This window comes from Nocardia sp. NPDC127526 (assembly GCF_042672265.1).
In the GTDB taxonomy this organism is placed as follows: domain Bacteria; phylum Actinomycetota; class Actinomycetes; order Mycobacteriales; family Mycobacteriaceae; genus Nocardia.
The window spans coordinates 81636-105888 of the sequence record NZ_JBHXVO010000015.1; the positions used below are offsets into that span (position 1 = coordinate 81636).

Consider the following 24253-nt stretch of genomic DNA (forward strand, 5'->3'; position numbering starts at 1 on the left):
GATCAGGCGGGCGCGGGTTCCTTCACCACCGCCTTGGCCTTGGCGGTGCCCAGGATCGAGCCGATGATCACCAGCGGGAAGCCGATCGCCATGCCCGCGGTGAGCGGTTCACCCAGCAGCGTGACGCCGATGACCAGCGCGACCGCCGGATTGATGTAGGTGAACACCGTGGCGCGCGCCGCGCCGACCTCGCTGATGAGGGCGAAGAACACCACGAAGGCCAGGGCGGTGCAGATCAGTCCGAGACCGACCACCGACCAGGTGGCATCGGCCGGGAAGTGGGTGGGCATGCGCCACACCGAGAACGGCAGATAGATGACGGTGGCGAAGACCAGCGAGGCCGTCACCACCCCGATCGGCGGCAGATCCGACAGCTTGCGGTCGATGATGATGGCGCCCATGGCGTAGCCGATCACCACCAGGCCGATGGCCGCCATGGCCCACAGATTGGAGGTATCGATATCCAGCCCCACCAGCGCCGCCACACCCGCGAATCCGATGAACAACCCGATGATCCGCCGCGGATCCAGCCGCTCGTGCCCGATGCGCGTGACGATCACCATCGCCACCAGCGGCACACCCGCGATCAACAGCCCCACGGTCGAACTGTTCAGCTTCGTCTCGGCCATGCCGATCAGCAGCCACGGCCCGGTGATCTCCACCAGCGTGTACACCAGCACCCACCGCCAGTGTTGCAATGCCTGCGCGAAAACCTTGGTGTACAGGGCAATCGGCAACAACACCAGCGTGCCCAGCAGCGTCCGCCCGAACGCCACCACCACCGGATCGAAATCCTCCACCGCCACGCGAATCATCGCGTACGGCACACCCCAGATGACCCCCATCGCCAGGAACAGCACCCAGCCGCGCTTGCTCATGATCCGGCCCCGCTAATACCGCAGCGCATTACCGCACTCCTTCCAATCCCCGGGAGCGTATGCCACTGCTGTGACATGTCACCCGGCACATGAACAACCACCCCGAGGCGCACCCGCGCCACCGGCATTGTCAGGTCGAACCCCCGCGGCCCGCACGCCATTCCGCCGCTCCGCCGGAAGTCCACCACCGGCGCGCCCGAGCATCGGCCCCCGTTTCGGCGAATCCACCCCGAGGCCGGAAGACCGCCATCCGGGCACATGGCAGCATGATCATCCGATCCGGCGAAGGAGAAACACGTGCGAGTACTGGTCACCGGCGCGGGCGGCTATCTCGGCCACGCGGTCCGCACCGCCGTGGCCGCGCACGGCCACACCCCGATAGCCATGGTGCGCAACCACACCGAGCCCATCCCGGGCGCAGCCGAGACCCGCGCGGCCGATCTCCTGGACCGCACGGCCCTGCGCCGCGCCCTCACCGGCATCGACGCGGTATGCCACCTGGCCGGCATCACCCGCGTCCGCGAATCCTTCGCCGATCCCCTCCGCTACTTCCGGATCAACACCACCGGAACCCTCGAACTCCTCGCCGCCATGGCGGACGCGGGCGCACACCACCTGGTCTTCGCCTCCACCTGCGCGATCTACGGCTCCCCCGACCGCCAGCCGATGACCGAAGACCTGCCCGACGCCCCACCCCACCCCTACGCGGCCAGCAAGCTGGCCGCCGAACTGGCGATCGAAGCCCAAGCCCGCACCGGCGCACTCGCCGCGACAATCCTGCGCCTGCCGAATATCGCGGGCGGCCACGACCCGGACCCCACCCGCCTGATCCCCCGCACGCTCGCCGCCGCGGCCTCGGGCACCATCCTCGAAGTCAACGGCGACGGCACAGCGGTCCGCGACTACCTCCACGTGCGCGACGCCGCCACCGCCTTCACAACCCTCGTCGATCACGCGCCGCCACCCGGCACCGCGACCCGCTACAACCTCGGAACCGGCCACGGCACAAGCGTTCTGGACATCGTCGCGGCCGTGGAACAAGTGACCGGCCGCCCGGTCGCGTTGCGGCACGGCCCCGCCGCCCTCGAACCAGCGGCCCTGGTCAGCGACCCAACCCGCATGACCACCGAAACCGGCTGGACCCCAAAGCATTCCGGCATTACCGAGATAGTCCGCGATACCTGGCGGCAGATGCACCGGCACAACCGGTAGCGCCCCCGCCTACGCGCACCGCCCGGTGATCAGCGCGGCCGATCTAGCGCACCGAAAAGCCTTGCGCACCAACGAACGGGCACGTCCGCAGGGTGCTGGCCAGATCCCGCACATCGAGCAGGAGAAGCGACGCACTTGACCGTCGGGTGGTCGACATGATGGTGAACCAGCACCGAGTGCGCTGTGCGCGGCGCGCCTGTGATCAGGTATCGGAGAGGAACGAGAGCCGCACCTGACGCTCCGGATTGTCGACATTGAGGTCGACGAATGCGATCGACTGCCAGGTGCCCAGCGCCAGCGCACCGTCGATGACCGGAACCGTGGCATACGGCGGAATCAGCGCCGGCATCACATGCGACCGTCCGTGCCCCCGCGACCCGTGCGCATGCTGCCACCGATCATCGGCGGGCAGCAGATCCCGCAGCGCGGCCAGCAGATCGTCATCGCTGCCCGCCCCCAATTCGATGATCGCGATCCCCGCCGTCGCATGCGGCACGAACACGTGCAGCAGGCCGTCGCCCCCGGCTTCCCGCGCGAACGCGGCGCACTCACGAGTCAGATCGTGCACGACCTCGGTCCGCCCCGTCGTCACCGTCAATACCGTGCTCTTCATACCTGCCATGATCGGCCATCCGCCGCGTCGGGCGCGTCAGCGACCGTCGGCGAGGCGGCGGGCGGTGCCGCGGTGGGGGACGACGGTGGCCGGGTCTTCGGGCCAGGAGTGTTTGGGGTAGCGGCCGCGGAGGTCGGCGCGGACCTGGGGCCAGCCGGTGCGCCAGAAGGAGGACAGATCGGCGGTGACGGCTACCGGACGCTGGGCCGGGGAGAGCAGGTGCAGGAGGAGGGGGACCTTGCCGTCGGCCAGGGCGGGGGTGTCGGTCCAGCCGAAGACTTCCTGGACCTTGACCGCGAGTACCGGCTGATCCGCGGTGTAGTCGACGCGAATCCTGCTGCCGGAGGGGACTTCCAGGCGTTCGGGGGCCAGTTCGTCGAAGCGGACGGCTTCGGGCCACGGCAGGAGGCGGCGGAGGGCTTGGCCGGCGTCGATGCGTTCGAGGTCGGCGCGGCGACGGGCGGTGCCGAGCTCGGGGCCGAGCCAAGCGTCGAGGTCGTCGAGCAAGGCTTCGTCGTCGACGGCGGGCCAGGGTGCGCCGAGGGTGCGGTGCAGAAAGCCCAGGCGTTGCCGCAATGCTGTCGCATCGGCGTCCCAGCGCAGCATGCCCAAGCCGGCCGAGTTCAGGCCGATGCGCAGGGCGGCCGCGATCAGCTCACGGCTCGGATCTCGTAAAGGCTTCTCCGACAGCATGATCGAGCCCAGGCGGGCCACGCGGCGGGCCACCACGTCACCGTCGATCCAGTCCACTTCGTCGGCGGTTGCGAGCAAGCTCGGTGCGGCTCGGCGGGCCAATTCGAGATCGGCGTTGGCAGCCAATCGGATTCGGCCCTCGGACCGGCCCGGGTCGCGCGCCGCGACCGCGACGGCCAGCCACTCCGAATCGGCCAGGCCGGAACCGGGCGGGAGAGTCACCGCCGTGCCCCCGGCCATGAGGTAGCTCGCCGATCCCGGCGCGCGCCGCCGGGCAATGCGCTCCGGATGTGCCAGCGCGACAACGAAAGCCGGATCATCGCCCCCTATTGGACCGCCGACGTCCAGCGGCGCGCCCGGCGGGGCGCTCGCGCTCGTCGGAGTGCCGTTGTCTCGCGAGGTTTCCGCACCTGGCGGCGCATTGCCGACCAACCGGGCGAGGCGTTCGGCTTCTCGTTTCCACCGCGGGGGTCGTTCCCGGCGCAGGGTGCGAATGGCTGCGACTACATCGACGCCGGGCGCGAGGCTGTCGTCGTCGAGGAGGGCGACCACCTCCGCGGCGGCCTTCGCGCCGACCACGCTCGCGCCGTCGAGTAGCGCTCGGGCGAGTCGGGGGTGCAGGCCGAGGGCTGCCATTCGTCGACCTCGGTCGGTGACCGCACCGTCATCGGAGATAGCACCCAAGGCGCGCAACACTTCTCGGCCCACCGCCAGCGCACCGGCGGGCGGTGCGTCCCACCAGGCGAGGCCCTCGCCGTCGGGGGTGCCCCAGCAGGCGAGTTCGAGTTCCAGGCGGGTCAGGTCGGCGGTGCGGATCTCCGGTTCGGGGTAGGCGGGCAGGGTGGCGTGCTCGTATTCCGGCCAGCATCGCCAAACCCGGCCCGGCGCTTCACGACCCGCGCGGCCGGCACGCTGGTCGGCGACGGCGGCCGAGACCCGGACCGTCGCCAAGCCGGACAGGCCACGGCGGTGGTCGGTGCGCGGGACGCGGGCCAGGCCGGAGTCGACGACCGCGCGGACTCCCGGCACGGTCAGACTGGATTCGGCTACGGCGGTGGACAATACGACCCGGCGACGGGCGCCCGGCGCCAGCGCGATGTCCTGGGACGCCGCCGAGAGACGCCCGTGCAGCGGCAGCACGTCCACATCGCGTACGTCCGAAAGCAATTGCGATGTCCGCCGGATCTCCGCCGCGCCCGGCAGGAAGACCAGCACGTCGCCGGTGGTGCCATCCAATGCGGCCCGCGTCGCACGGGCCACCTGCGCTTCGGCCTTCTCTCCCTTGATCGGTGGCACATAGGCGATGTCCACCGGATACGCGCGCCCTTCGACCTCGAGAGTCGGCGCGGGCCGATCGTCACCGAGCAGATCCGCCAGCCGTTCGGCGGCGACGGTCGCCGAGGTGGCGAGCACGCGCAGATCCGGCCGCAATCCACCGCGCGCGTCGAGCAGCAAGGCGAGCAGCAGATCGGCGTCCAGATGCCGCTCATGGCATTCGTCGAGCACCACCACATCGACCCCGGCCAGTTCCGGATCGCCCTGCAGCCGCCGCACCAGCAGACCGGAGGTGACGACCTCGATTCGCGTGCCCGCGCTCACCCGCCGGTCGCCGCGCACCGAATAGCCGACGGTCGCACCCACCTGCTCGCCGAGCAGCGCGGCCATGCGGGCGGCCGCCGCGCGCGCCGCCAACCGCCGTGGCTCGGCCACCACCACGCGCCCGGTCGTCGCGGCGGCCAAGGCCGGCGGGACCAGCGTCGTCTTGCCGGTGCCCGGCGGCGCGACCAGCACCGCGGTGCCGTGCGCGGCCAGCGTCTCGCACACTTCGTCGAGGGCGGCGCGAACGGGAAGATCAGGAAGCTCGGGCAGTTTCATCGCCGTCCCAGTCTGCCGGTCCTCCCGCCCGGCCGCGTCCACCGGCCCCACGACCGCACCACAGTGAAACGACATCGACCGGGAACCGGTGGCGGGGCCTTCTCGCGAAATGCCGCCACCAGTTCCCGGTCGGCGTTGTTTCACTACGTCATGCGGAAGCGGTTGCGGTATTCGGTCGGGGTGATGTCGAGGGTGCGGCGGAAGGCTCGGGTGAGGGTGTCGGTGGTGTTGAAACCACAGGTGGAGGCGATGCGTTCGAGGGTGTCGTCGGTGGTTTCCAGGCGGTTGCGGGCCACTTCGACGCGGGCGGATTCGATGTAGGCGGCGGGGGTCGTGCCCAGTTCGGTTTTGAAGATGCGGGCGAGTTGGCGTTCGCTCACGTGCGCGTGCTCGGCGAGATCGGCGGCGGTGAGCCGGCCCGCGATATTGCGCATGATGTGGTGGCGCAGGTCGTCCATGCGGCGGGTCGTGGACGCCGGTTCCAGGGTCACGCTGAATTGGCTTTGGCCGCTGGGTCTTTTGAGGTACACCACGAGTTGGCGGGCCACGCGCAGCGCCGCGGCCTCGCCGAAATCCTCGGCCACGAGGGCCAGCATGAGATCGAGGACGGCGCTGATTCCCGCGCCGGTCCAGACTTCTCGATCGCGGATGAAGATCGGGTCGGCGTCCACCTCGACGGCGGGGTGCTCGGTGGCCAGCTGGCGGGCGGCGGACCAGTGCGTGGTGGCCCGCCTGCCGTCCAGCAGTCCGGCGGCCGCGAGGGTGTGCGCGCCGACGCAGACCGAGGCCACCCGCCGCGCCCGGCCGGCCAGCCGCCGCACCCAGTCGACCACGTCCGGATCGGTGACCGCGCGCACGCGGCGGTGCTCGTCGACTTCGACCGCGCCGGGCACGACCAGGGTGTCGATGGGGCGCGTGGCGATTTCGGCGAAGGTCGTATCGGGCAGCACGCGGACGCCGGCGGAGGTGGTGACCGGGTCCATGGTCGCCGCGGCCAGGACGACCCGATAGCCGGTCGGATCGGGCAGCTCTCGTTCCAAGAGCGAGAACACTTCCGGCGGGCCGGCCACATCCAGGCTGTCGACCCGGTCGAAGAGCACCACGACGATGAGCCGCTCCACAGTGCTCACCGCGCCTCCGTCCCGATGTCCGAATCTGCATGCTACATGACATTTCCGACACGGCTGCGCGGTCATAGCGTGGAAAACAGCCGCTCACAGCGGTGCCGAACATCCGCTACACACTCCGAGGAAGAGCATCGATGACCACGCAGACCCTGCGCGAACTCAGCGAATTCGATCAGACTCCGGCGTCCCTGGCCGACGCGACGCTGGTCCTGATCGACTACCAGAACACCTACACGCGCGGGGTAATGGAGCTGACCGGGTGGAAGGCCGCCCTCGACGCCGCCGCCGAACTGCTCGCCAAGGCGCGCGCGGCGGGGGCGAAGATCATCCACATCATGAACGACGGCGGGGTGGGGACCCCGTACGACATCACCGCCGAGATCGGGCAGATCCACCCGCGGGTGGCACCGGCCGAGGGCGAACCGGTCGTCGTCAAGACCGTGCCCAATGGTTTCGTGGACACCGATCTCGCCGAGCGCATCGACGAAGCGGGCAACAAGAACCTGATCATCGCCGGTTTCATGACCCACATGTGCGTGACCTTCACAACCGAGGGCGCATTCCTGCGCGGCAACCACCCCACCGTCGTCGCCGACGCCTGCGCCACCCGCCCCTTGCGGACCGCGGTCGCCGAGGTCTCCGCCGAGGCACTCCACAACAGCGCGCTCGCCACGATCGCCGATCTCTACGCGGTAGTCGTCCCGTCCGCCGACGCGCTGAACTGAGCGCCCACGCCCGGCCCCTAGGCCCTGGGCCTCAGTCCCCGGGCCGGAGAGTCCTCCATCCTCCGGCTTCGGCAACTCCTCATGCCGCCGCTGCCGACTTCACCGCGCGGCCCACCTCGCGCCGCAGGTCGAGGAATTCCTTCGACGCCCGGAGGTCGTCGGGATCCACTCCGGCTCTGGGCAATTCGACCGGCAGGTCGAGTGCGACGCGGCCGGGGCGTCTGGTCAGCACTACGATCCGGCTGCCCAGGAAGGCCGCCTCGTCGGCGCTGTGGGTGACGAATACGCTGGTCCGGCCCGAAGCCACGCTCACCCGGCGCAGGTCGTCCTGCAAGCGCTCCCGGGTGAGGGCGTCCAGTGCGGCGAACGGTTCGTCGAGCAGCAGCAGCGAGGTCTCCGCCGCCAGGGCGCGGGCAATGGCGACACGCTGCTGCTGACCGCCGGAGATCTCCCAGATCCGCCGGGCCGCAGTGCCTTCCAGACCGACCCGGGTCAGCAGCTCCTCCCGCCGCCGCGCCCGGTGCTCGCGGGGCACGCCCGCGTATTTCAGCGCCAGCTCCACATTGCCGCCCACTGTCTGCCAGGGAAACAGCCGCGGCTGCTGGAACACCACGCCCGCGGTGTCACCCGGGCGGGGTGTGGCGCCGGAGACTTCGATGCTGCCTTCCGTGGCCGCTTCGAAGCCGGCGATGAGCCGCAGCAGGGTGCTCTTTCCGCATCCGGACGCACCGACCAGGACCAGGAACTCCCCCGGCGGAACCTCGAGATCGACCGGGCCGAGCGCGTTCACCGCGGCCGGGCCGCGCCCGTAGCGGTGCGAAACCCGATGCAGCCGAATGCCTCCGGCGGTGCGGGTGCGCGCCGCGTCGAGCTCACTGATCGAGGACACCGGGCAGTCCCTTCACATAGATCGCGTCCTGGAAGGTCTGCGCCGGCGGTGCGGCATCGATCTGCCGCTGCGCCGCCAGGAATTCCGCGGCACTGCGCAGATTGACAGCGATATTGCCGACGGCGCCCTCGCTGCCCAGCCAATCAGCCGATGTCAGTTGGGTTTTGGTGAGGAATACGCCCTGCTTCAGCTGCTGGGCCGCCGCATCCGGGGTGATTCCGATTTCGGCCGCGACGGCCTCGGCGGCCTCGGCGGCCTCGCCCGGATTGTCGCGAATGGTATCGAGGGCGCGCGCCTGAATCCGCCGCCAGGTGTCGACCACCTCCGGATGCTGTTGCGCGAACTGCGTGGACACCACACCCAGATCCAGCGTCGGCTTACCGGCGGTGGCGAGCTCCCGGCTGGTGATCAGCGTCTTCCCGGACGCGCGCAGCTGATCCAGGGTCGGCAGCCAGGTGTAGACCGCGTCGACGTCCCCGCGATCCCAGGCCGCCAGCGAGGCCTGCGGTTGCAGATCGACCAGCTGAACATCGCCGGCCCGCAAGCCGTTCCGATCGAGCGCGGCGAGCAGACTGTAGTGCGCGGTCGAGGCGAACGCGGTGGCGATGCGCTTGCCGCGCAGATCCGCGATGGTCTCGATCCCGGTTCCATTGCGCGCCACCAGGGCTTCATTGTCACCGGCCACATCGAGCACGAAGGCGACCTGATACGGAATATGCAGCGGCGCCGACAATCCGCGCGCCACCGGGCTGGATCCGAGCGCCCCGAAATCGACCCGCCCGGCAATGAACGCGGTGTTGATATCCGCGCCGGAGTCGAATTTCGTCCAGGCGATGTTGTAGTCCGGCAGCGCCTCCTCCAGCCACCGATTGTGCTTGACCACCAGATCGCCGCTCGGAAACGTCTGGTACGCAATGCGAATCGTCGGCTTGGTGTCGTCCTGCCCGGAGTGGTCGATGGCGCACCCGCTGACTGCCAGGGTCGCGATGCCCGCCAGCGCGGCGGCCAGCAGCCGCCACCTCGTGAATCTCATACTCTGCCTCTCCAGGGGACGACGCGGCGCTCCACCGCGCGCAAGAGCCCGTCGATGACCAGACCGGAAATACCGATGGCGAAAATGCCGACCAGCACGACGGGAGTGTTGTTGTAGTTGCTCGCGTCCTTGACCACGCCGCCGATTCCGGGCAGCCCGTTGAACAATTCGGCGGCGACGACCGACGAGTACGCCATGCCGACCGCCAGCCGGATTCCGGTGAACGTCTCCGGCAGGGCCGCCGGGAACACGACATCGCGAATCACCTGTCCGCGCGTGGCTCCCAGCGCCCGCGCCGCCTCGATCAGCCCGACGGGCGCGGCCAGCACCGCGGCCGTGGTCGCCACCGCGGTCGGCGGCAGCGCCGCCAGCGCCAGCAGCGTGATCTTGGGCGCGTCATCGATACCGAGCCAGATCACCAGCAGGAAGAAGTAGGCCAGCGGCGGCAGCGCCCGCAGAAACGTCAGCCACGGCTCGAGAATGCTGCGCACCCACCCGATCGTCCCCATCGCCAGCCCCAGCCCCACCCCGGCCAGCACTCCGATGAGTACACCCGCGAACACGCGCCGCAGGGTCATGTACAGGTGCTCCCACAGCAGGTAGCCCTGATACCCCCGGACCCCGTCGTGCGTGGTCGACAATTCCACGAACGCCCGCCACACCGTGCCCGGATACGGCACGAACGTCTCGTTCCACACCCCACTCGCGGCGGCTGCCTGCCACACCGCCACGAACACCGCCACCGACAACAGCGGCAACCCGATTCGATGAAAGCCCGCTCGCCCCCGCCCGGATCTCGCGGCCGGAACAGGCACGGCAGCGTCAACCTCGGTCGTCTGCATTGCCCTGTTCTACCGCCGCCGCGAGCACGCGCCCACGGTTGCGCTCAGCGCGGATTAAACGCCCTCAGTGCGGATCAAACATCGGCGGTCTCGGCCCAGTCGGCGATCTCGTGCAGGATGTCCCCGAGCCGGTAGCCCTTCTCGGTGAGGGTGTACTCGACGCGTGGCGGCTTGTCCGGATAGACCGCGCGCACGAGCAGGCCGTGCTGTTCGAGGGCGCGCAGGCGTTCCGCCAGGGTCTTCGGGCTGATGCCGGGCAGCGCGCGCTGCAACTCGCCGTAGCGCATGGTGCCGGTGTGCAGGTGGTAGATCACCAGCGGGGTCCAGCGACTGCCGACCAGGTCCAGGGTGCGTGTCACCGGACACACCGCCGGATCCATCGACACTCCTGCCTGCATACTTCCCATTTCGAAAGTATATGCGCGGAAAGTGCGTACTTCACAGAATGAAGTAATGGTCACACGCTGGGGTTATGACATCGAAAACAGCAGTCGTCCACGGCGCCGGCGGAACACAGGGCGCGGCCATCGCCAACCGCCTGCGGGCAGCGGGGTGGGAGGTCCGCGCGCTCGGGAGCTCCACGGTGAATCTCACCGACCTCGATTCGGTCCTCGCCGCGTACGCGGGAGCGGAGGCCGTCGTGGTGCAGCTCCCGCTCGAATTCACCCCCACCGCAGTCACTTACGCCGAAACCATCCTGGCTGCGCTGGCGAAATCGACCGTCCCGCAGGCCATCCTGAACCCGGGATCACCGCTGCCGCCCGAACCGATCGGCCAGCCCTACGTGGATGCGCGCGTACTGCTCGCCGGAGGTCTCGCGGAGGCCGTCGAGCACGCCGCCGTAATCGCCCCGGCCGGGCCGTATCTGGAGAATCTCGTCCAGCCGTGGTCGGTCGACCGCGTCAGAACGGCCGGCGAGCTGGCCTACCCCTTCCCCGCAGACCTGCCCGTCCCCTGGTCCACCCTCGACGACATCGGCGATCTGATCGCGACGACTCTCGAAGGCGCCCAATCGAATCCCCTGTCCCTGCTCACCGGCCCCGAACCGCTCACCGGCCACGACATCGCCGCCGCGGTCGCCACGGCCACCGGCCGTGACGTCCGCTGGACCCCGGTCACCCCGTCCGCCTACGGCGAACTGCTCGTCCCCGTCATCGGCGCTCCGGCCGCCGCGGCGATCGCCGCCATGTACGAGCAGCAGGCCACGACCCCGCCGCCCGCACTTCCGGCCGAACTCCTGCACCGAGGCTCGACCACGGTCGCCGACTGGGCGCGGCGGCAGCGCTGGACGTAGCGGTCCTCAGCAGTTGGTGGGCGCCGGATCGCCCCGGAACCTGGCCTCCACGTAGTCCCAGGCTTCCGGGAATCCGGCCACCGCCGTCGTCAAATGCTCGGCAATGTCGTACGGGCGGAACATCAATGGCACTCCGGCGCGGCAATAGCGCTGGGCGACCTCCTCGACCGGACCGAAGAAGGTCATGGTGTCGAAGCGCCCCTGCCAGAAGAAGGTGGGAACGGTGGGGACGCGATCGTCGTAGCGCAAGCTGTTCTCCCGCAGCACCGCGTGCGCTTCGGGACTGTTCATCATGTCCTTCGAGGCCGCCAATTGCGCGGCATTGCGGGTGATGCCGTGGAACAGCAGGAACCGGCGGCAGGCGTCCTTGGTGAAATCCCGGAACCACAGCCCGCTCTCATTGAGCTGATCGGACACCGGCAGCCGATTGGGGTACTCCCGCTCCAACCCCATGGCGGCCGCGAAGGCCAGCCCGAAGCCCGGGTGCGGGTCGAATCCCAAGGCCAGCGCCATCTCTCGCAGATCGGCGGGAATGCCGCCCGCGACCACGGCGGCGAGCTTCAGATCCGGAGCGTAGGACGGCTGCAGGGCCCCCGCCCACGCCGTGGCCATGCCGCCGCCCGAATACCCGGCCAGCACAACGGGAACCTCCGCCAGCCCCAGCTCGGCAACCTGCCGGACCGCCTTCACACTGTCGAGGGTCACCATGCCCCCGAGCTTGGCCGCACCGTAGGCGACATTGGGCCCGAGGTAGTCGGGCATGGAAATCGCCCACCCGCGCCCGAGCGGCAGCATGGCTCCCAGCGAGTCCTGCAGCTCCCCGTTGAACAGCGACCGCGACGGACTGCACTGCGTACCCAGCGAATTGATCAACGCCTGGTACGACACCAGTGGCGGATTCCGCACCCCCGGCGGCATCAGCACCGTCGTCACACCCATGATCGGATTCCCGGCGGAGTTGGTGGACCGGAACGCCACCTGCCACCCGTCGCTACCCATGAACAGCGCGGTATCGGTCCGCCGCACGCGCACCACCTGCCCGGGCTGCATGCCCGCCAGATCGGCCGGCTCATGGTAGAAGGGATCCGGATCAGGCGTCGGATACAGCGGATTCGCCGTCGCGGGCGCGACCAGCCACCCAACCGACACCACGCTCAAAACCAAGATCAAAAATCTGACAGCGGCTCTCAACATGCCAACCTTCGGAAATATTCAGCCCCGGCCAAACCTTGGCCGGCGACAAGCCCGCGCCAAAAATAGCCGCCCTCCGGCACTGAGTGCCAACTCACACATCATGATCGAGTCACGAGACAACTCTCAACCCCCGGCAATGTCAACCGTCACAACGAGGCGATTCGTGATGCGTATCAGCTAATACGCGCCCTCGCTGCGGGCTACCGCGGAGATGGTCTTCTTGATGATCAGCAGGTCTTGCATCATGGACCAGTTCTCGACGTAGGACAGGTCCAGGCGGACGGCCTCGTCCCAGGGCAGGTCGGAGCGGCCGGATACCTGCCACAGTCCGGTGACTCCGGGCTTGACGAGCAGGCGGCGGCGGACCTTCCAGTCGTAGCCTTCGACCTCGCCGGGTAGGGGCGGGCGCGGGCCGACGACGCTCATCTCGCCGCGCAACACATTGATGAACTGCGGGAGTTCGTCGAGGCTGAATTTGCGCAGGATCCGGCCGACCGGGGTGACCCGAGGATCGGTCCGCATCTTGAACAGCGGGCCCGCTCCCTCGTTGGCGGCCAGCAGGTCGGGGAGGTCCCGATCGGCGTCGTCGCGCATGCTGCGGAACTTGATCATGCGGAAGGGCTTGCCGTGCAGGCCGATACGTTCGGACTTGTAGAAGACCGGACCGGGGCCGCTGAGCTTCACCGCGACCGCGATGGCGAGCATGACCGGCGCGACCAGCAGCAGCGCGGACGCGGCGAAGACCATGTCGAACGCGGCTTTCCGGTAGGACCGCGCGCGATCGTATTGCGGTTTCTCGATGTGCAGCAGCGGCAGGTTGGCCACCGGGCGGATCGACAGCCGCTGATCGGCGACGTCCACGACACCGGGGGTGACGACCAGTTCGATCCCCAGGGGCGCCAGTTCCCACAGCAATTCGTTGATGCCCTGCGCACCGAGCTGCTCGGTCGCCGCGACGGCGACCGAATCGGCGCCGGTGGCCCGGATCGCGTCGATGATCGACGAGTTCGCCACCAGGAGCGGCGAATCCGGCTCATCCTCGGCGGCCATCGTCTCCGGGACCGGTTCGGAGTCCGCATCCGCGCCGTACGGGATGTACACCCCGGCAACGGAATACCCGACCGCCGGATCGCGCTCGAAGCACCGCATCATCTGCCGGGCCGAATCACACCGGCCGACGACGAGCACGGCGGTGAGATACCGCCCGCGCCGACGCTGGCGGACCGCGTACTTCCGCCAGATCAGCCGGTTCACCGCCAAGGCCAGCAGCCCGATCGGCAGGGCGATGGCCAGATACCCCCGCGCGAATTCCATGCGCAGCAGCAACGAGACGATGGCGATCATCCCGAACAGCCGCATGGTCGCCGCGACGAGACGGCGGTATTCCTCCGCGCCGGAGCCGAGCACCGTCGGCGACCAGGCGCCACCCGCCGCGAGGAATCCGACCCAGGCGAGGATCAGCGCGACCGAGACGACCGTGTACCCGACGCGCGTGTCACCGTGCCAGTCCAGCGGAGCATCATAGGTCGCCCCGCCGAAACGAATGATCTGGGCGAGCACGACCGAACCGGCGATGACCACCGAATCGGTGATCCGGAGTCGGCGGCGATACTCGGCCTGCCAGAGTTGCTTTCCGGACTTCTCGAGCGAATCCGGCTTCTTCGTGAGGTCGTGCCACTGATCCTCACCGATCTGAACGACCATGTCAAAGCTCCATCAAGCCACGCGTAACAGTGGCAGTCCCCCCGAAATGGCCGCCTAGGCTGAATGCCACTGAATACTACTGGATTCCGAGCCGGGCGGATATGAAAGCCGGGAACGCGAATGGCTTGGAACACAAAAAGTTTCGCAATAAATGTTGCCGGGAATACGCCGGCCTCCGCACGAACCGAGCGGCTCGTTCCCCGTGCCGGGACCGATCCCGCCCGGTATCGTGACATGGGGTCGGGAGGAACCGGAGAATCGTTATGGGGCAACGCATCTCTGTATTCGGAACGGGATATCTGGGGGCCACTCACGCCGCGTGCATGGCCGAACTCGGCAACGAGGTGCTCGGGGTCGATGTCGACGAGCGCAAGCTGGCGGAGCTGGAAAGGGGCCGGGTTCCCTTCTACGAGCCGGGTCTCGCGGAAATCCTCACCACCCAGGTCGAATCCGGGCGGCTGCGCTTCACCTCCTCCTACGCCGAGGCCGCACAGTTCGCGACCGTGCACTTCGTCACCGTCGCGACACCGCAGAAGCGGGGCGAGTTCGCCGCCGATCTCGGCCAGGTCGACGCGGTCGTCGAGCAGTTGGCGCCCCGGCTCACCGGCCCGGCGGTCATCATCGGCAAATCGACGGTCCCGGTCGGCACGGCCGCGCGGCTCGGCGCGCGGGCGCGCGAACTGGCGGGCGCGGAGGTCGAAGTGGCGTGGAATCCGGAATTCCTGCGCGAAGGCCACGCGGTGGCCGACACCTTGCGACCCGACCGCATGGTGCTCGGCGTCGGCGGCGACGGCCCGGGCCGCGCGGAAGCGGTCACCCGCGCGGTGTACGGCCCGCTCCTCGACAAGGGGGTGCCGCTGCTGGTCACCGACCTCGAGACCGCGGAGCTGGTGAAGATCGCCGCCAATTCCTTTCTGGCGACCAAGATTTCGTTCATCAATGCGATGGCCGAGCTGTGCGAGGCCAGCGGCGCGGACGTGACCGTACTGGCCGACGCAATCGGCCTCGACCCGCGCATCGGCCGCAGCTTCCTCAATGCGGGCATCGGTTTCGGCGGCGGCTGCCTGCCCAAGGACATTCGCGCATTCATGGCCCGCGCCGGCGAACTGGGCGCGGACCAGGCGCTGACATTCCTGCGCGAGGTGGACAGCATCAATATGCGACGCCGGACCCGGATGGTGGAGCTGACCCGGGACACGGTCGGCGGCTCGCTGATCGGCACCCGCATCGCCGTTCTCGGCGCCGCCTTCAAACCGGATTCCGACGATGTGCGGGATTCACCGGCGCTCAATATCGCCGGGCAGTTGCAGTTGCAGGGCGCCGCGGTCACCGTCTTCGACCCGAAGGCGATGGACAATGCGCGGACGCTGTTCCCGACACTCGGCTACGCGCGAGGCACTACCGAGGCGTGCGAGGGCGCGGACGCGGTGCTGGTGCTCACCGAATGGGCGCAGTTCCGCGAGCTCACGCCCGCACTGCTCGACGATGTGGTCCGCCGCCGCCGCATCCTCGACGGCCGCAACTGCCTCGATCCCGCCCAATGGCGCAGCGCCGGTTGGGATTACCGCGGCATCGGCCGCCGGTAGCCGCCTCACCGGGCGCCGTGGATCGCCTCGATGGACCACGCGGGCCCGCTGTCGAACCGGACCAGGGTGAGCGTTCCCCCCGATCGCAACTCCAGGGGTGTGGCCACGTTCTCGAAGTCGATATTGCCCCCGGATTCGAAGAACACGGACCCACCCGCGGCCTTCAGCACCACTCGCTCACCTGGGAAATGGGTGGACTCGACCACCCGTATCGGGGTGGTGGAGGCGCTGAGCGCGACCGTCACCGCGCCGCCGATATCGATCTCGGCCGCCGGGGCGATCCGCCGGGTCAGATTCCGGGTGACCGCCATACCGCGGCCGACGCCATTGGACAGCAGCACGCTCGCCCCGCTGTCGTCCGCCGACGCCATATCGCCGAACGCACCCAGGAACACATTGCCGGTCCCGGATACGCGCGCGCCCGCCACCGCTCGCAGGGAGAACGATTCCCCTTGTCCCAGCGCGGAGTTCGCGAAGTGGCACCGGTCGACGCGGCAGTGGTTCACGCCGGAGAACAGCAATCCGTTGCCCAGGCCCTCGAAATGGCAGGTGTCGAAGGTGATCGACTCGGCCCGGTCCACGAACACCCCGAGCGCCGCCTGCTGGAACGTCACATCCGTGAACACATGGCTGTGCCCGATGCGATCGGACACATACGGACCGCCATTGTCCGAGGCGTCGTACCTGCCCAGCTGACGGCAGATCTTCACATTGATGCCCGGTGCGGCGGTGGCGGCGGCGCCGAAGCCGTCGATCCGCCCGCCCGTCCACGCGGTCTGGTTGACCTGCCCGGACATGAGCAGTCCCAGCGACCGCTCGGAGTCGTTGCGCCGCTCCAGGATCACGCCGTCGAAGGTCAGGAACTGCAGGGGATCGCGGGCGTCGTGCCCACCGCCCTCCAGCCACAGCTGCGCGCGCGCGAACCCGGCGACCCGCAGCGAGCGAAAAGCCGAGTGCCACAGCCCCGATGCCGTGTGGCCCGCCCCCCGCCGCGCGTGGATGTGGATACCGTGCTGCTCCGCATTGCCCGCATCCTCGATGCCGATGCCCTCGACCGTCACGTACCTGGTGGGGCCGGGTCCGATCCCCAGCACGAAGCCGGCGTCCGATCCGGGAACCGCACCGATCACGGTGGCCTCCGGGCCCGCGCCGATCAAGCGGGTCCCCTCCCGCAACAGCAGCCCGTCGGCGGTGTACCGGCCCGCCGGGAGATGCAGCGCCAGGCCGTTCTGATGCGCGAAATCGATGGCGTTCTGCAGGCGTTCGGACTCGTCGGCCTCGCCGCCGGTGATTCCGAAGTCATGGACATTGGCCACCAGCCCACCGAGATTCGACACCACCTGCGGCGGATCCGGCGGCTGGGCCGCGCATCCGGCGACCCCGGCGGCCGCGGTCGCGGTCATTCCGGTCAGCAGCGCCCGGCGTCTGCTGATAGCCATCCCTGCTCCTCACGTGCCGAATCCGGGGCGCGACCCCACAACGGCCCACAGCAGGCTCCGAGCAGCGTGACCAGCCCCAGATAGGTGGCCGGGTAGCCGAGCCCGCCCGTCACCGGGGTGTCGATCGCGAGCACGATCACTGTAGCCAACAGAACCTTGCGCTGCGTGGCGACGAGGCGGCCTGCGGGCCAATACCTTCCCGAAATCGCCCGGAATGCGAGGTGCCCCAGGAACGCCAGATACGCGACCAGGCCGGCGATACCGGTCTTCATCAAGTAGTAGACGTACCCGTTGTGCAGGAACGCCGCCTCGGTGCGGCTGAAACTCGCTCGCGTCGAAGCGGTTTCGACGCCGAACCGGACCACCGAACCCCAGCCCTGGCCGAGCCACTGCGCGAAGACCGGCGACCGGTCGACCTGCGCCAGTGCGCGCCGCGATTCGAAGGCGCGGTAGTTGTCGGCGATCTGGTCGCGGGTCTCCAGATTCGTGGTGGCCACCTCGGTCAGCGAGTTCTCCACCTTCGCCAGGAACACCTGGTCGAGGAACTGGTAGGCGGGCGGCACGAACCATCGCAGGGCGAGCAGCGTCGCGAATACGGCTGCCGCCGCGGGCACGATGGCCGAAACCAGTTGCCGCAGGCTGGGAATGAGCGTCCGGTTCGGACTCACCGTCAGCGCCGCCATCACCGCGAGCAGGACGACGAGGTTCAGCATCAGCCCGCGCGACAGCGTCAGAAGCATGGAGACGGTGACGATCACCCCGACCGTCTGGACCACTCGCCGCCACCGGCGCAGCCCGGCGTCGGCGGCGAGCAGCAGGCACGCGCCCAGTGCGGCGTACTGCGTGTGGGATCCGCGCCCGGCCTCCAGCCGCAGCACGTACAGATCGCTCACTCCCCCGGACACCACGATGCCGAACCGGATCAGGTGCACGATCGAGATGACCAGGCCCGCGGCGGCGACCACGGTGAGGATCGCCCGCAGGCTCGCCCGGTCGCAGGCGAACAGATATCCGATACCCAGAAAAAGGAGGTAGGTCAGCGTGATTCCGATATCGCGCTGCAGATCGATGTCCAGCGGCGTCGTGCCGAACGCATTCGCCACAATGGCGCCGGCCAGCCCCAGAATCAGGATGGCGAGCAGCCAGCCGCCGGCGGGCGGAAACCGCGGCCACGGCAAATGGCGGATCCAGATCACCCCGGACCCGGCGACCGCCGCCGCGGCCGCGAGCGCGATGACCGGGCCGACATACTCGGCGGCCACGAGCACGGCGAACACGCTGAGCGCGAACGGATACCAGCCCAGGGTGAGCACGGGCGCGGCCGGAGCTTTCGACGTCATCACCGCCCCCGGGTCACCGTGACGCTGTCGAGCACGAGGTCGGCGATCGACCGGTGGCCGAGATCATTGGGGTGGAAGTCGTCGGAGGTTCCGGAGAAGGTGGGCAGGCCCGCGGGTCCGCGCAGGCGCGGGTCCGCGGCTAGCTCGAACAATGGCCGGAACGCGCCGCCTTTCGCTCCGCACAGGTCGGCGATGACCGTGTCGAAACTGCGGGCCGTCTCGATCGGCCGCCACAGTCCCAGACACAGCAGGGCGGTGCCCGGGGACGCGGCCACGATTCTGTCCAGGAGTTCGCGATAGCGATCGCGGAAGGTGCGCAGGTCCACCAGCGGGGTGTCATTGGTGCCCAGTTCCACGATGTAGAGGTGCTGACCGGCGGGGAACTCCGGCCCGAGCAGCGCCTCGCCGACGGTGCCGCCGATGCGGTTGGCCTTGTGCTCCTCGACCGGCCCGCCGCGGCCCCACGCGGCGGTCACCAGCGGCCGGAAGCCGAGTTCCTGTGCGGTGGCGGACAATCCGTGGTCGAGCGAGTCCCCGAGGAAGCTGACCTGCAATGTCTCACCGGCGGCCAGGCGCAGTGCGATCCGCGAATCGTCCGGCGGCGCCCCGCTGCCGAGGCGGATGTAGACGACGGTGGCGGCGAGCAGGGCCACCACCGCGGCGATCCCGGCCCACAATCGGGTGTTCACACTGCTCGACACGGTCATCAGAGCGCCGGCGCCCGTCGTTTGAGGACGCGGGCGGGCACGCCGCCGATCACGGACAGGGGCGGAAACTCGCCGCGCACAACGCTTCCCGCCGCGACCACCGATCCCGCCCCCACGCGCGCGCCGGCGAGGAAGGTGACCCGGGCGCCGATCCACACATCGTCGGAGATGACGATCTCCGCCTCCCGGGTGCCCTGATGGCGGATCGCCACGGTGGTGTCGTCGGTGATGTGCTCCTGCGAATGGAAGGTGACGTAGGGACCGGCGATGACGTCGCGGCCGATGGTGACTCCCCCGCTGCACCCGATGTGCGCGCCGTCGCCGATACCGCTGAAATCCCCTATCACCAAACCCACCCCGCGCTTGCCGAGCTGACTGGTGGTGGTCACGATGCAGCGCCGCCCGAGCTTGGCGCCGCGCCCCAGGCGCACGCCCCGGGTGCCGCTGGCGTCGACGATCGACTCCGCGCCGATCGCCGACAGCGGCGCGGCGGTGAGATTGCGTTTGCAGCGCAATCGAACTCCGCGGCCCCGGAACACCGTCGCGCGCAGGGTCAGCACGCCGCGGCCCAGTTCGATTCCGCGCCGGGCCATCTCGCCGTACCGGAAGGTCCACGGGATATCCGGATCGACCTCGTAGCTGCGGCCCGCGGACCTGATCACCCGCTCGATCAGGGTCATGGTGTTCTCCTCCGGTCGTGCCGTGTCACCAGCGCGAGGCCATTGGCCGCCGCCACACCCGTCCACGCGATCGCCGAGGCGAGACCCGCGCCGAGCGCGCCCAGGGAGCCGACGGTGCCGAGCGAAACCACCAGCAGCACAACGGCTCCCACGATCGCGATAACGGACGCGATCACCTGCATCCCGCGCAGGATCAGCTGGACCCCGACCACGGTCGCGACGCACATGGCGACGGCGGCGACCGACGCGGCGATCACCACCGCCGGCTCGAACCGGAAGTCCGGCCAGATGCGGTCGCCGAACCCGAGGAGGAACACCGCGACCGCCACCGCGCCCAGCGCCCCGGCGCCGGCCCCGGCCACCGTCAGCAGTCGTTCCCGGCGGCGGGCGGCGATATTGTGTGCGGCCTGAATCAGCGCCACCACCGGCAGATACAGGTAGGTGATCCCGGTCAGCGGGCGCACGATCGCCTGATACTGCCCGGCCTCGTCGATGCCCGCCACCGCCGACAGCGCATACGTATCGGCCCACGACATGGCGAACGCGGTCCCCGACACCGCCAGCCCGGGCAGCCAGAGACGGCGGGTGTCGCGCACCGGCTCCCACCGCGGCCGCGGCGGAATTCCGGGGCGGCCGAACAGCGCCGCGCTGACCACCGCGCCGAGCATCGACAGCAGGGCCGAGCCGCCGAAACTGCCTGCGATGGAACCGAGTTTGGGCGCGTTCTGCCAGACCACATTGTGCCGGGTGGAGGACCGCTCGTCACCGAGCTGCGCCGCCGCCGACGCGCGCGCCCGGCCGCCGACGACCAGCAGCGCGGCCGCGAACGCGGCGGCGCACACATACCCCAGCGGCACCCCCGCCACCCCGAGCGCGCACGACACCGCGATCCCGGCCAGGCACAGCAGCGAACTGATCGCGACGGCCTGCTCGCGCAGCGCCGCCCGCACCTCCGGGCCCACATCGGTGCGCAGCGAGGCATTGATCGCCCCGAGATCGCCGAACTGCAAGGCCGCCTGGATGACCGACAGACCCAGCGCCACCATGCCGAATCCGCGAATGCCCAGATTGTTCGGCAGGAAATAGAACTGCGCGACGGCCAGGGACCCGGTGAGGGCGACGACGCCGATATAGGTCGTCAGCGAGATCCGGGTCGCCTGCACCATGCCGCGCGCGGGAACCCGGCTCATACTCGCCAGACCGCGAGCGCATTCTTCATCAGATGCCGGGCCTTGGCGTCGCCGGGATGGCGGACCCCACGCACCGCCGCGCGCACGGCGAGCCCCACTGCGAACGTGATGCGCCAGGCGAGCCGCGTGAGCGCGCGCGGGCGGAACTGCCGCACGTAGTAGTCGTAGAGGTGGCGACCCCACATGGTGCTGATATCGATGGGCTCGTTCGCGGGGGCGAGCTCGTTCGCGGGGGTGGTCTCGGCGACCGGCTCATTGTCGGACACCGCCGGTTCCTGCGCCGATCCGCCGACCTCGTGGAATGCCCGAACACCGGCCAGCACCTTGATCTTCAGGCCCGCGTCGAGCACGCGCTGGCAGTACTCGGTGTCGTCGGCGTACAGGAAATAGCGTTCGGTGAACACCCCGACCTTGTCGATCGTGGTGCGGGGCATGAGCATCACGCAGCCCGACGACCATTCCACGTATTGGTCCGTATCGGCGTGGTGGCTCAGGAACAGGTGCCGGCCGCGCAGCATCGCCGAGTTCGGGAATAGCCGCGACAGCCCCGAATAGTGCGTGAACAGCGGCCACAGCCGCGGCTGGCGTCCGGCCGAGATGACGCTGATCTCGTCACCGCCGTACACCAGCGGGGTGACCAGCCCGAGGTCCGGCTCCGCCTCGACCGCGGCGCGCAGGGCCGCGATGCCCTCGAGGGTGAAGCGGGCGTCCGGATTGATCAGCAGGATGTCGTCGGCACCCGACCGGGCGATCACATCATTGGCGGCCACCGCGAATCCGGGATCCTCGGCGACCAGGATGAGCTCGTCGATCAGGCCGTCGGCGGCCAGTTGCTTCAGCACGCGGGGCGTCGAATCGGTGGATCCGTTGTCGCGCACCCTGATTCGAATGCCCGGCCCGCGATCGGCGAACGGGCGCACACAGTCGGCGATCTGATGGGCGGAGTTGTACGTCACGAGGGCGATCGTGAGCGGGGCCGCCGGGCTCATCGCCGCACCGCCCGCCGCGCCGCGGCCGATTCCAGGATTTCGAGGATCTGGTGTTCGTAGCGTGCGAGCGAAAACCGCTCCAGCACATCGCGTCGTCCCGTCATGGCCAGTCTCCTCGACTCCTCGGGGTGGGTCGCTACCCAGCTACAACATCGAGCCAGGGCGCGGTGATCGTTACTCGGGAAGGTGAGTCCGGTGCGGCCGTCGGCGACGATCTCGGTGAGCCCCTGCACCTCGGAGACCACCGTCGGCACTCCGGCGGCGAGGCATTCGGCGGCCACCGTGCCGAAGGGTTCGATGCGGGACGGCACCACCGCGATATCGGTGCGGCGCAGCATCGGCCGGACGTCGGCGTGGAAACCGGCGAACTCGATCCGGTCGGCGACCCCGAGTTCCTTTGCCAGGTCCTGTAATTCGCGCTCGTACCATTCGTAACCGTCGAAGACGCTGCCGACCAGGGTCAAGGTCGCGTCCGTCCCGGCCGCGGCGAGCTCGGCCAATGCCCGCACCGCGACGTCCTGGCCCTTGCGGGGGCTCAGCCGGCCGATCACCGTGAGCCGCAGAGGGTTTCGCATTGCGTCGTCCCGGTCGATGTCGTAGTCCGACCAATCCTTGCCGTTGTAGACGACCAGTAGCCGATCACGCACCGGCGCGACGACGGCGGCGATCTCGTCGCGGGTGGCGGCACTGTTGCAGGCGACCACATGCGCCGCCAGCAGCGGAGCATTGATCACGGTCCGCACCGCCCGGGGCAGTTGCGGTTCGGCCTCCCGGACGTGCACGACCACGCGGCGGCGGGCCAGCCTGCTCGCGACGATCCACCACGGTTGCACAATCGTGTTGACGTACACCACATCCGGATCGACCGACCGCAGCAGGCGTGCGATGAGCATGAGCCCGGCCGTCAGGCGGCGGAGCAGCCGGAGCAAGCCGAGCGGACGCAGATCGGATTTGCGCAGCACCCCGACATCGGCGACGAGCACGGTGGCGCCGGACTCCCGCATGCGTTCCACCAGCGGTCCGTTCACCGGGACGACGGCGGTCACCGCATGCCCTTCCCGCACCAGGGCGCGCAAGGCCAGCAGCGCCATGCGATCCGCGCCGTACAGCTCGGCCGAAGGATGAGTGAGCAGCACTTTCACAGGACGGCCTCGAGAGTACGAGAGTAGCTGTCCAGCACCAGCTTCCACGTGTAGCTCTGCTGCTGGCGGTCCAGGGCGGCGGCGGCGAGCCGGTCCTGCAGCGCCGGATCGGACAGCACCGCGCGCAGCCCCGCGGCAATGGAGCCCGGGTCCGGCGCCACGAACCGCCCGGCGTCACCGAGCACCTCCCGGTTGTAGACGGTGTCGCGCGCCACGACCGGTGCGCCGCAGGCCATCGCCTGCACCAGGGCGGGATTGGTGCCGCCGATGCTGTGCCCGTGGAAATACGCACCCGCGTTGTGCCACAGTGCGAACAGTTTCTCGTCGTCGCTGAGATGACCGAGCCAGCGGACGCCGGGGTGCTCGGCCGCGAGGGTGCGTGCGCGCTCGTCGAGTTCGCCGCCGTAGCCGGAGGAGCCCACGATGACCACCGGCCAGTCCTTGCTCAATTCACCTGCCGCATCGAAGAATTCGACAACCGTATTCTCCGGGACGAACCGTGCGACCAGGAGCGCGTAACCGCGGCGCGGCAGGTCCGGCAGCGGGTCGGGGGCGGCGGGCGAACCGCCGTAGGGGATGAACTCGCCGGTGCGGCCGAACTCCTCGCGCCAGCACCGGGCGATCTCCACCGAATCGCACACCAGGGTGCCGCCGAAGCGCGCCGTCAGCCGCGCACCGCCCCGGAACACCGCCTTGGCCGCGCGGCCCCATTTGGCGCGCTTCCATTCGATCCCATCGACATTCACGACGGTGGGGATGCCGCGGGCGGCCAGCAACGGCAGCCAATAGCCGTTGGCGACGTTCATCACCAGCACGACATCGGGCCGCCGCCGGGCCGCGTGCAGGCAGGCCGTCAGCCCGTAGGACAGCGTGCTGAGCGATTTGGATTCCACACCCGGGGTGACGACCCGGGCGATGCGCGGGTCGCAGGCCGGATCGTCGGGGACGGTCGCGCCCCGCCGACCGTAGACCGTGACCTCCCACCCCTCGTCCGCGAGGTGCGGAACCAACCGCCGCACCAGCGTCTCGAACCCGCCGTAGTAGCTCGGATACCCCCGGGTGCCGATAATGGCGACTCTTCTCGGCATGTGGCTGTCCTCC

The 24253-nt window shown here is 69.3% G+C and carries 22 protein-coding genes; 4 read left to right on the top strand and 18 right to left on the bottom strand.

Going from position 1 to position 24253, the window contains the following annotated elements:
- Positions 1-2 precede the first annotated feature (2 nt).
- Positions 3-878, bottom strand: coding sequence for a DMT family transporter (locus ACFVIV_RS23285; RefSeq protein ID WP_379199574.1), 876 nt, complete (start codon positions 876-878; stop codon positions 3-5).
- A 297-nt stretch (positions 879-1175) separates the two neighbouring features.
- On the opposite strand from ACFVIV_RS23285, the gene ACFVIV_RS23290 reads away from it, so the two are divergent.
- Positions 1176-2090 (top strand): NAD-dependent epimerase/dehydratase family protein, encoded by a 915-nt coding sequence (locus ACFVIV_RS23290; protein ID WP_379199576.1) that lies wholly within the window; start codon positions 1176-1178, stop codon positions 2088-2090.
- Positions 2091-2292: 202 nt separating this feature from the next.
- On the opposite strand, the gene ACFVIV_RS23295 is transcribed toward ACFVIV_RS23290, so the two are convergent.
- The 3 genes from ACFVIV_RS23295 to ACFVIV_RS23305 all read right to left on the bottom strand — a co-directional run bounded on the left by ACFVIV_RS23295 (position 2293) and on the right by ACFVIV_RS23305 (position 6401).
- Complete coding sequence (locus ACFVIV_RS23295) at positions 2293-2703, bottom strand: secondary thiamine-phosphate synthase enzyme YjbQ (RefSeq protein ID WP_379199578.1); 411 nt, start codon at positions 2701-2703, stop codon at positions 2293-2295.
- Positions 2704-2739: 36 nt separating this feature from the next.
- A complete protein-coding gene (gene hrpB, locus ACFVIV_RS23300) occupies positions 2740-5271 on the bottom strand; it encodes an ATP-dependent helicase HrpB (RefSeq protein WP_379199580.1) in 2532 nt (843 codons plus the stop codon).
- A gap of 143 nt (positions 5272-5414) precedes the next feature.
- A complete protein-coding gene (locus ACFVIV_RS23305; RefSeq protein ID WP_379199582.1) occupies positions 5415-6401 on the bottom strand; it encodes a GlxA family transcriptional regulator in 987 nt (328 codons plus the stop codon).
- Positions 6402-6532: 131 nt separating this feature from the next.
- On the opposite strand from ACFVIV_RS23305, the gene ACFVIV_RS23310 reads away from it, so the two are divergent.
- Complete coding sequence (locus ACFVIV_RS23310; RefSeq protein WP_379199584.1) at positions 6533-7123, top strand: isochorismatase family protein; 591 nt, start codon at positions 6533-6535, stop codon at positions 7121-7123.
- A 79-nt stretch (positions 7124-7202) separates the two neighbouring features.
- On the opposite strand, the gene ACFVIV_RS23315 is transcribed toward ACFVIV_RS23310, so the two are convergent.
- The 4 genes from ACFVIV_RS23315 to ACFVIV_RS23330 form a co-directional block, all read right to left on the bottom strand.
- Positions 7203-8003, bottom strand: coding sequence for an ABC transporter ATP-binding protein (locus ACFVIV_RS23315; protein ID WP_379199700.1), 801 nt, complete (start codon positions 8001-8003; stop codon positions 7203-7205).
- Positions 7996-9045 carry a glycine betaine ABC transporter substrate-binding protein gene (locus tag ACFVIV_RS23320; RefSeq protein WP_379199586.1) on the bottom strand — a complete coding sequence of 350 codons (1050 nt, stop codon included), beginning with the start codon at positions 9043-9045 and terminating at the stop codon, positions 7996-7998. Before ACFVIV_RS23320 ends, ACFVIV_RS23315 begins: the two co-directional genes overlap by 8 nt.
- The gene (locus ACFVIV_RS23325) at positions 9042-9887 is read right to left on the bottom strand and encodes an ABC transporter permease (RefSeq protein WP_379199588.1); all 846 of its coding nucleotides are present in this window, start codon (positions 9885-9887) and stop codon (positions 9042-9044) included. The genes ACFVIV_RS23320 and ACFVIV_RS23325 overlap by 4 nt, the downstream gene beginning before the upstream one ends.
- A 74-nt stretch (positions 9888-9961) precedes the next feature.
- On the bottom strand, positions 9962-10294 hold the full coding sequence (locus ACFVIV_RS23330; RefSeq protein ID WP_379199590.1) for a winged helix-turn-helix transcriptional regulator: 333 nt from the start codon (positions 10292-10294) through the stop codon (positions 9962-9964).
- 65 nt (positions 10295-10359) lie between these two features.
- Between ACFVIV_RS23330 and ACFVIV_RS23335 the strand changes: the two genes are divergently transcribed.
- Complete coding sequence (locus ACFVIV_RS23335) at positions 10360-11181, top strand: hypothetical protein (RefSeq protein WP_379199592.1); 822 nt, start codon at positions 10360-10362, stop codon at positions 11179-11181.
- Positions 11182-11187: 6 nt separating this feature from the next.
- Here ACFVIV_RS23335 and ACFVIV_RS23340 read toward each other — a convergent pair whose 3' ends face one another.
- Both ACFVIV_RS23340 and ACFVIV_RS23345 read right to left on the bottom strand, forming a co-directional pair.
- A complete protein-coding gene (locus tag ACFVIV_RS23340) occupies positions 11188-12375 on the bottom strand; it encodes a lipase family protein (protein WP_379199594.1) in 1188 nt (395 codons plus the stop codon).
- Positions 12376-12552: 177 nt separating this feature from the next.
- Positions 12553-14079, bottom strand: a complete 1527-nt coding sequence (locus ACFVIV_RS23345) for a sugar transferase (protein WP_379199596.1) — start codon at positions 14077-14079, stop codon at positions 12553-12555.
- A gap of 263 nt (positions 14080-14342) precedes the next feature.
- On the opposite strand from ACFVIV_RS23345, the gene ACFVIV_RS23350 reads away from it, so the two are divergent.
- Positions 14343-15665, top strand: a complete 1323-nt coding sequence (locus ACFVIV_RS23350; RefSeq protein ID WP_379199598.1) for a UDP-glucose dehydrogenase family protein — start codon at positions 14343-14345, stop codon at positions 15663-15665.
- A gap of 5 nt (positions 15666-15670) precedes the next feature.
- On the opposite strand, the gene ACFVIV_RS23355 is transcribed toward ACFVIV_RS23350, so the two are convergent.
- The 8 genes from ACFVIV_RS23355 to ACFVIV_RS23390 are packed head-to-tail and all read right to left on the bottom strand — an operon-like array spanning position 15671 to position 24240.
- Entirely contained in the window at positions 15671-17104 is a 1434-nt protein-coding gene (locus ACFVIV_RS23355; protein WP_379199600.1) for a glycosyl hydrolase family 28-related protein, read from the bottom strand.
- Positions 17074-18444 (bottom strand): O-antigen ligase family protein, encoded by a 1371-nt coding sequence (locus ACFVIV_RS23360; RefSeq protein WP_379199602.1) that lies wholly within the window; start codon positions 18442-18444, stop codon positions 17074-17076. Before ACFVIV_RS23360 ends, ACFVIV_RS23355 begins: the two co-directional genes overlap by 31 nt.
- The gene (locus ACFVIV_RS23365; RefSeq protein WP_379199604.1) at positions 18444-19151 is read right to left on the bottom strand and encodes an SGNH/GDSL hydrolase family protein; all 708 of its coding nucleotides are present in this window, start codon (positions 19149-19151) and stop codon (positions 18444-18446) included. Before ACFVIV_RS23365 ends, ACFVIV_RS23360 begins: the two co-directional genes overlap by 1 nt.
- On the bottom strand, positions 19151-19831 hold the full coding sequence (locus ACFVIV_RS23370; protein WP_379199606.1) for an acyltransferase: 681 nt from the start codon (positions 19829-19831) through the stop codon (positions 19151-19153). Before ACFVIV_RS23370 ends, ACFVIV_RS23365 begins: the two co-directional genes overlap by 1 nt.
- Complete coding sequence (locus ACFVIV_RS23375; protein WP_379199608.1) at positions 19828-21021, bottom strand: hypothetical protein; 1194 nt, start codon at positions 21019-21021, stop codon at positions 19828-19830. The genes ACFVIV_RS23370 and ACFVIV_RS23375 overlap by 4 nt, the downstream gene beginning before the upstream one ends.
- Positions 21018-21977, bottom strand: a complete 960-nt coding sequence (locus tag ACFVIV_RS23380; protein ID WP_379199610.1) for a glycosyltransferase — start codon at positions 21975-21977, stop codon at positions 21018-21020. The genes ACFVIV_RS23375 and ACFVIV_RS23380 overlap by 4 nt, the downstream gene beginning before the upstream one ends.
- A gap of 29 nt (positions 21978-22006) precedes the next feature.
- Complete coding sequence (locus ACFVIV_RS23385; RefSeq protein ID WP_379199612.1) at positions 22007-23152, bottom strand: glycosyltransferase family 4 protein; 1146 nt, start codon at positions 23150-23152, stop codon at positions 22007-22009.
- Entirely contained in the window at positions 23149-24240 is a 1092-nt protein-coding gene (locus tag ACFVIV_RS23390; RefSeq protein WP_379199614.1) for a glycosyltransferase, read from the bottom strand. Before ACFVIV_RS23390 ends, ACFVIV_RS23385 begins: the two co-directional genes overlap by 4 nt.
- Positions 24241-24253 lie beyond the last annotated feature (13 nt).

Coding starts and splice junctions, on each gene's coding strand:
- ACFVIV_RS23390 (WP_379199614.1), bottom strand. CDS start 24,240: ATGCCGAGAAGAGTCGCCATTATCGGCACCCGGGGGTATCCGAGCTAC.
- ACFVIV_RS23370 (WP_379199606.1), bottom strand. CDS start 19,831: ATGACCCTGATCGAGCGGGTGATCAGGTCCGCGGGCCGCAGCTACGAG.
- ACFVIV_RS23345 (WP_379199596.1), bottom strand. CDS start 14,079: ATGGTCGTTCAGATCGGTGAGGATCAGTGGCACGACCTCACGAAGAAG.
- ACFVIV_RS23375 (WP_379199608.1), bottom strand. CDS start 21,021: ATGAGCCGGGTTCCCGCGCGCGGCATGGTGCAGGCGACCCGGATCTCG.
- ACFVIV_RS23350 (WP_379199598.1), top strand. CDS start 14,343: ATGGGGCAACGCATCTCTGTATTCGGAACGGGATATCTGGGGGCCACT.
- ACFVIV_RS23330 (WP_379199590.1), bottom strand. CDS start 10,294: ATGGGAAGTATGCAGGCAGGAGTGTCGATGGATCCGGCGGTGTGTCCG.
- ACFVIV_RS23320 (WP_379199586.1), bottom strand. CDS start 9,045: ATGAGATTCACGAGGTGGCGGCTGCTGGCCGCCGCGCTGGCGGGCATC.
- ACFVIV_RS23325 (WP_379199588.1), bottom strand. CDS start 9,887: ATGCAGACGACCGAGGTTGACGCTGCCGTGCCTGTTCCGGCCGCGAGA.
- ACFVIV_RS23355 (WP_379199600.1), bottom strand. CDS start 17,104: ATGGCTATCAGCAGACGCCGGGCGCTGCTGACCGGAATGACCGCGACC.
- ACFVIV_RS23285 (WP_379199574.1), bottom strand. CDS start 878: ATGAGCAAGCGCGGCTGGGTGCTGTTCCTGGCGATGGGGGTCATCTGG.
- ACFVIV_RS23360 (WP_379199602.1), bottom strand. CDS start 18,444: ATGACGTCGAAAGCTCCGGCCGCGCCCGTGCTCACCCTGGGCTGGTAT.
- ACFVIV_RS23310 (WP_379199584.1), top strand. CDS start 6,533: ATGACCACGCAGACCCTGCGCGAACTCAGCGAATTCGATCAGACTCCG.
- ACFVIV_RS23295 (WP_379199578.1), bottom strand. CDS start 2,703: ATGAAGAGCACGGTATTGACGGTGACGACGGGGCGGACCGAGGTCGTG.
- ACFVIV_RS23335 (WP_379199592.1), top strand. CDS start 10,360: ATGACATCGAAAACAGCAGTCGTCCACGGCGCCGGCGGAACACAGGGC.
- ACFVIV_RS23365 (WP_379199604.1), bottom strand. CDS start 19,151: ATGACCGTGTCGAGCAGTGTGAACACCCGATTGTGGGCCGGGATCGCC.
- ACFVIV_RS23340 (WP_379199594.1), bottom strand. CDS start 12,375: ATGTTGAGAGCCGCTGTCAGATTTTTGATCTTGGTTTTGAGCGTGGTG.
- hrpB (WP_379199580.1), bottom strand. CDS start 5,271: ATGAAACTGCCCGAGCTTCCTGATCTTCCCGTTCGCGCCGCCCTCGAC.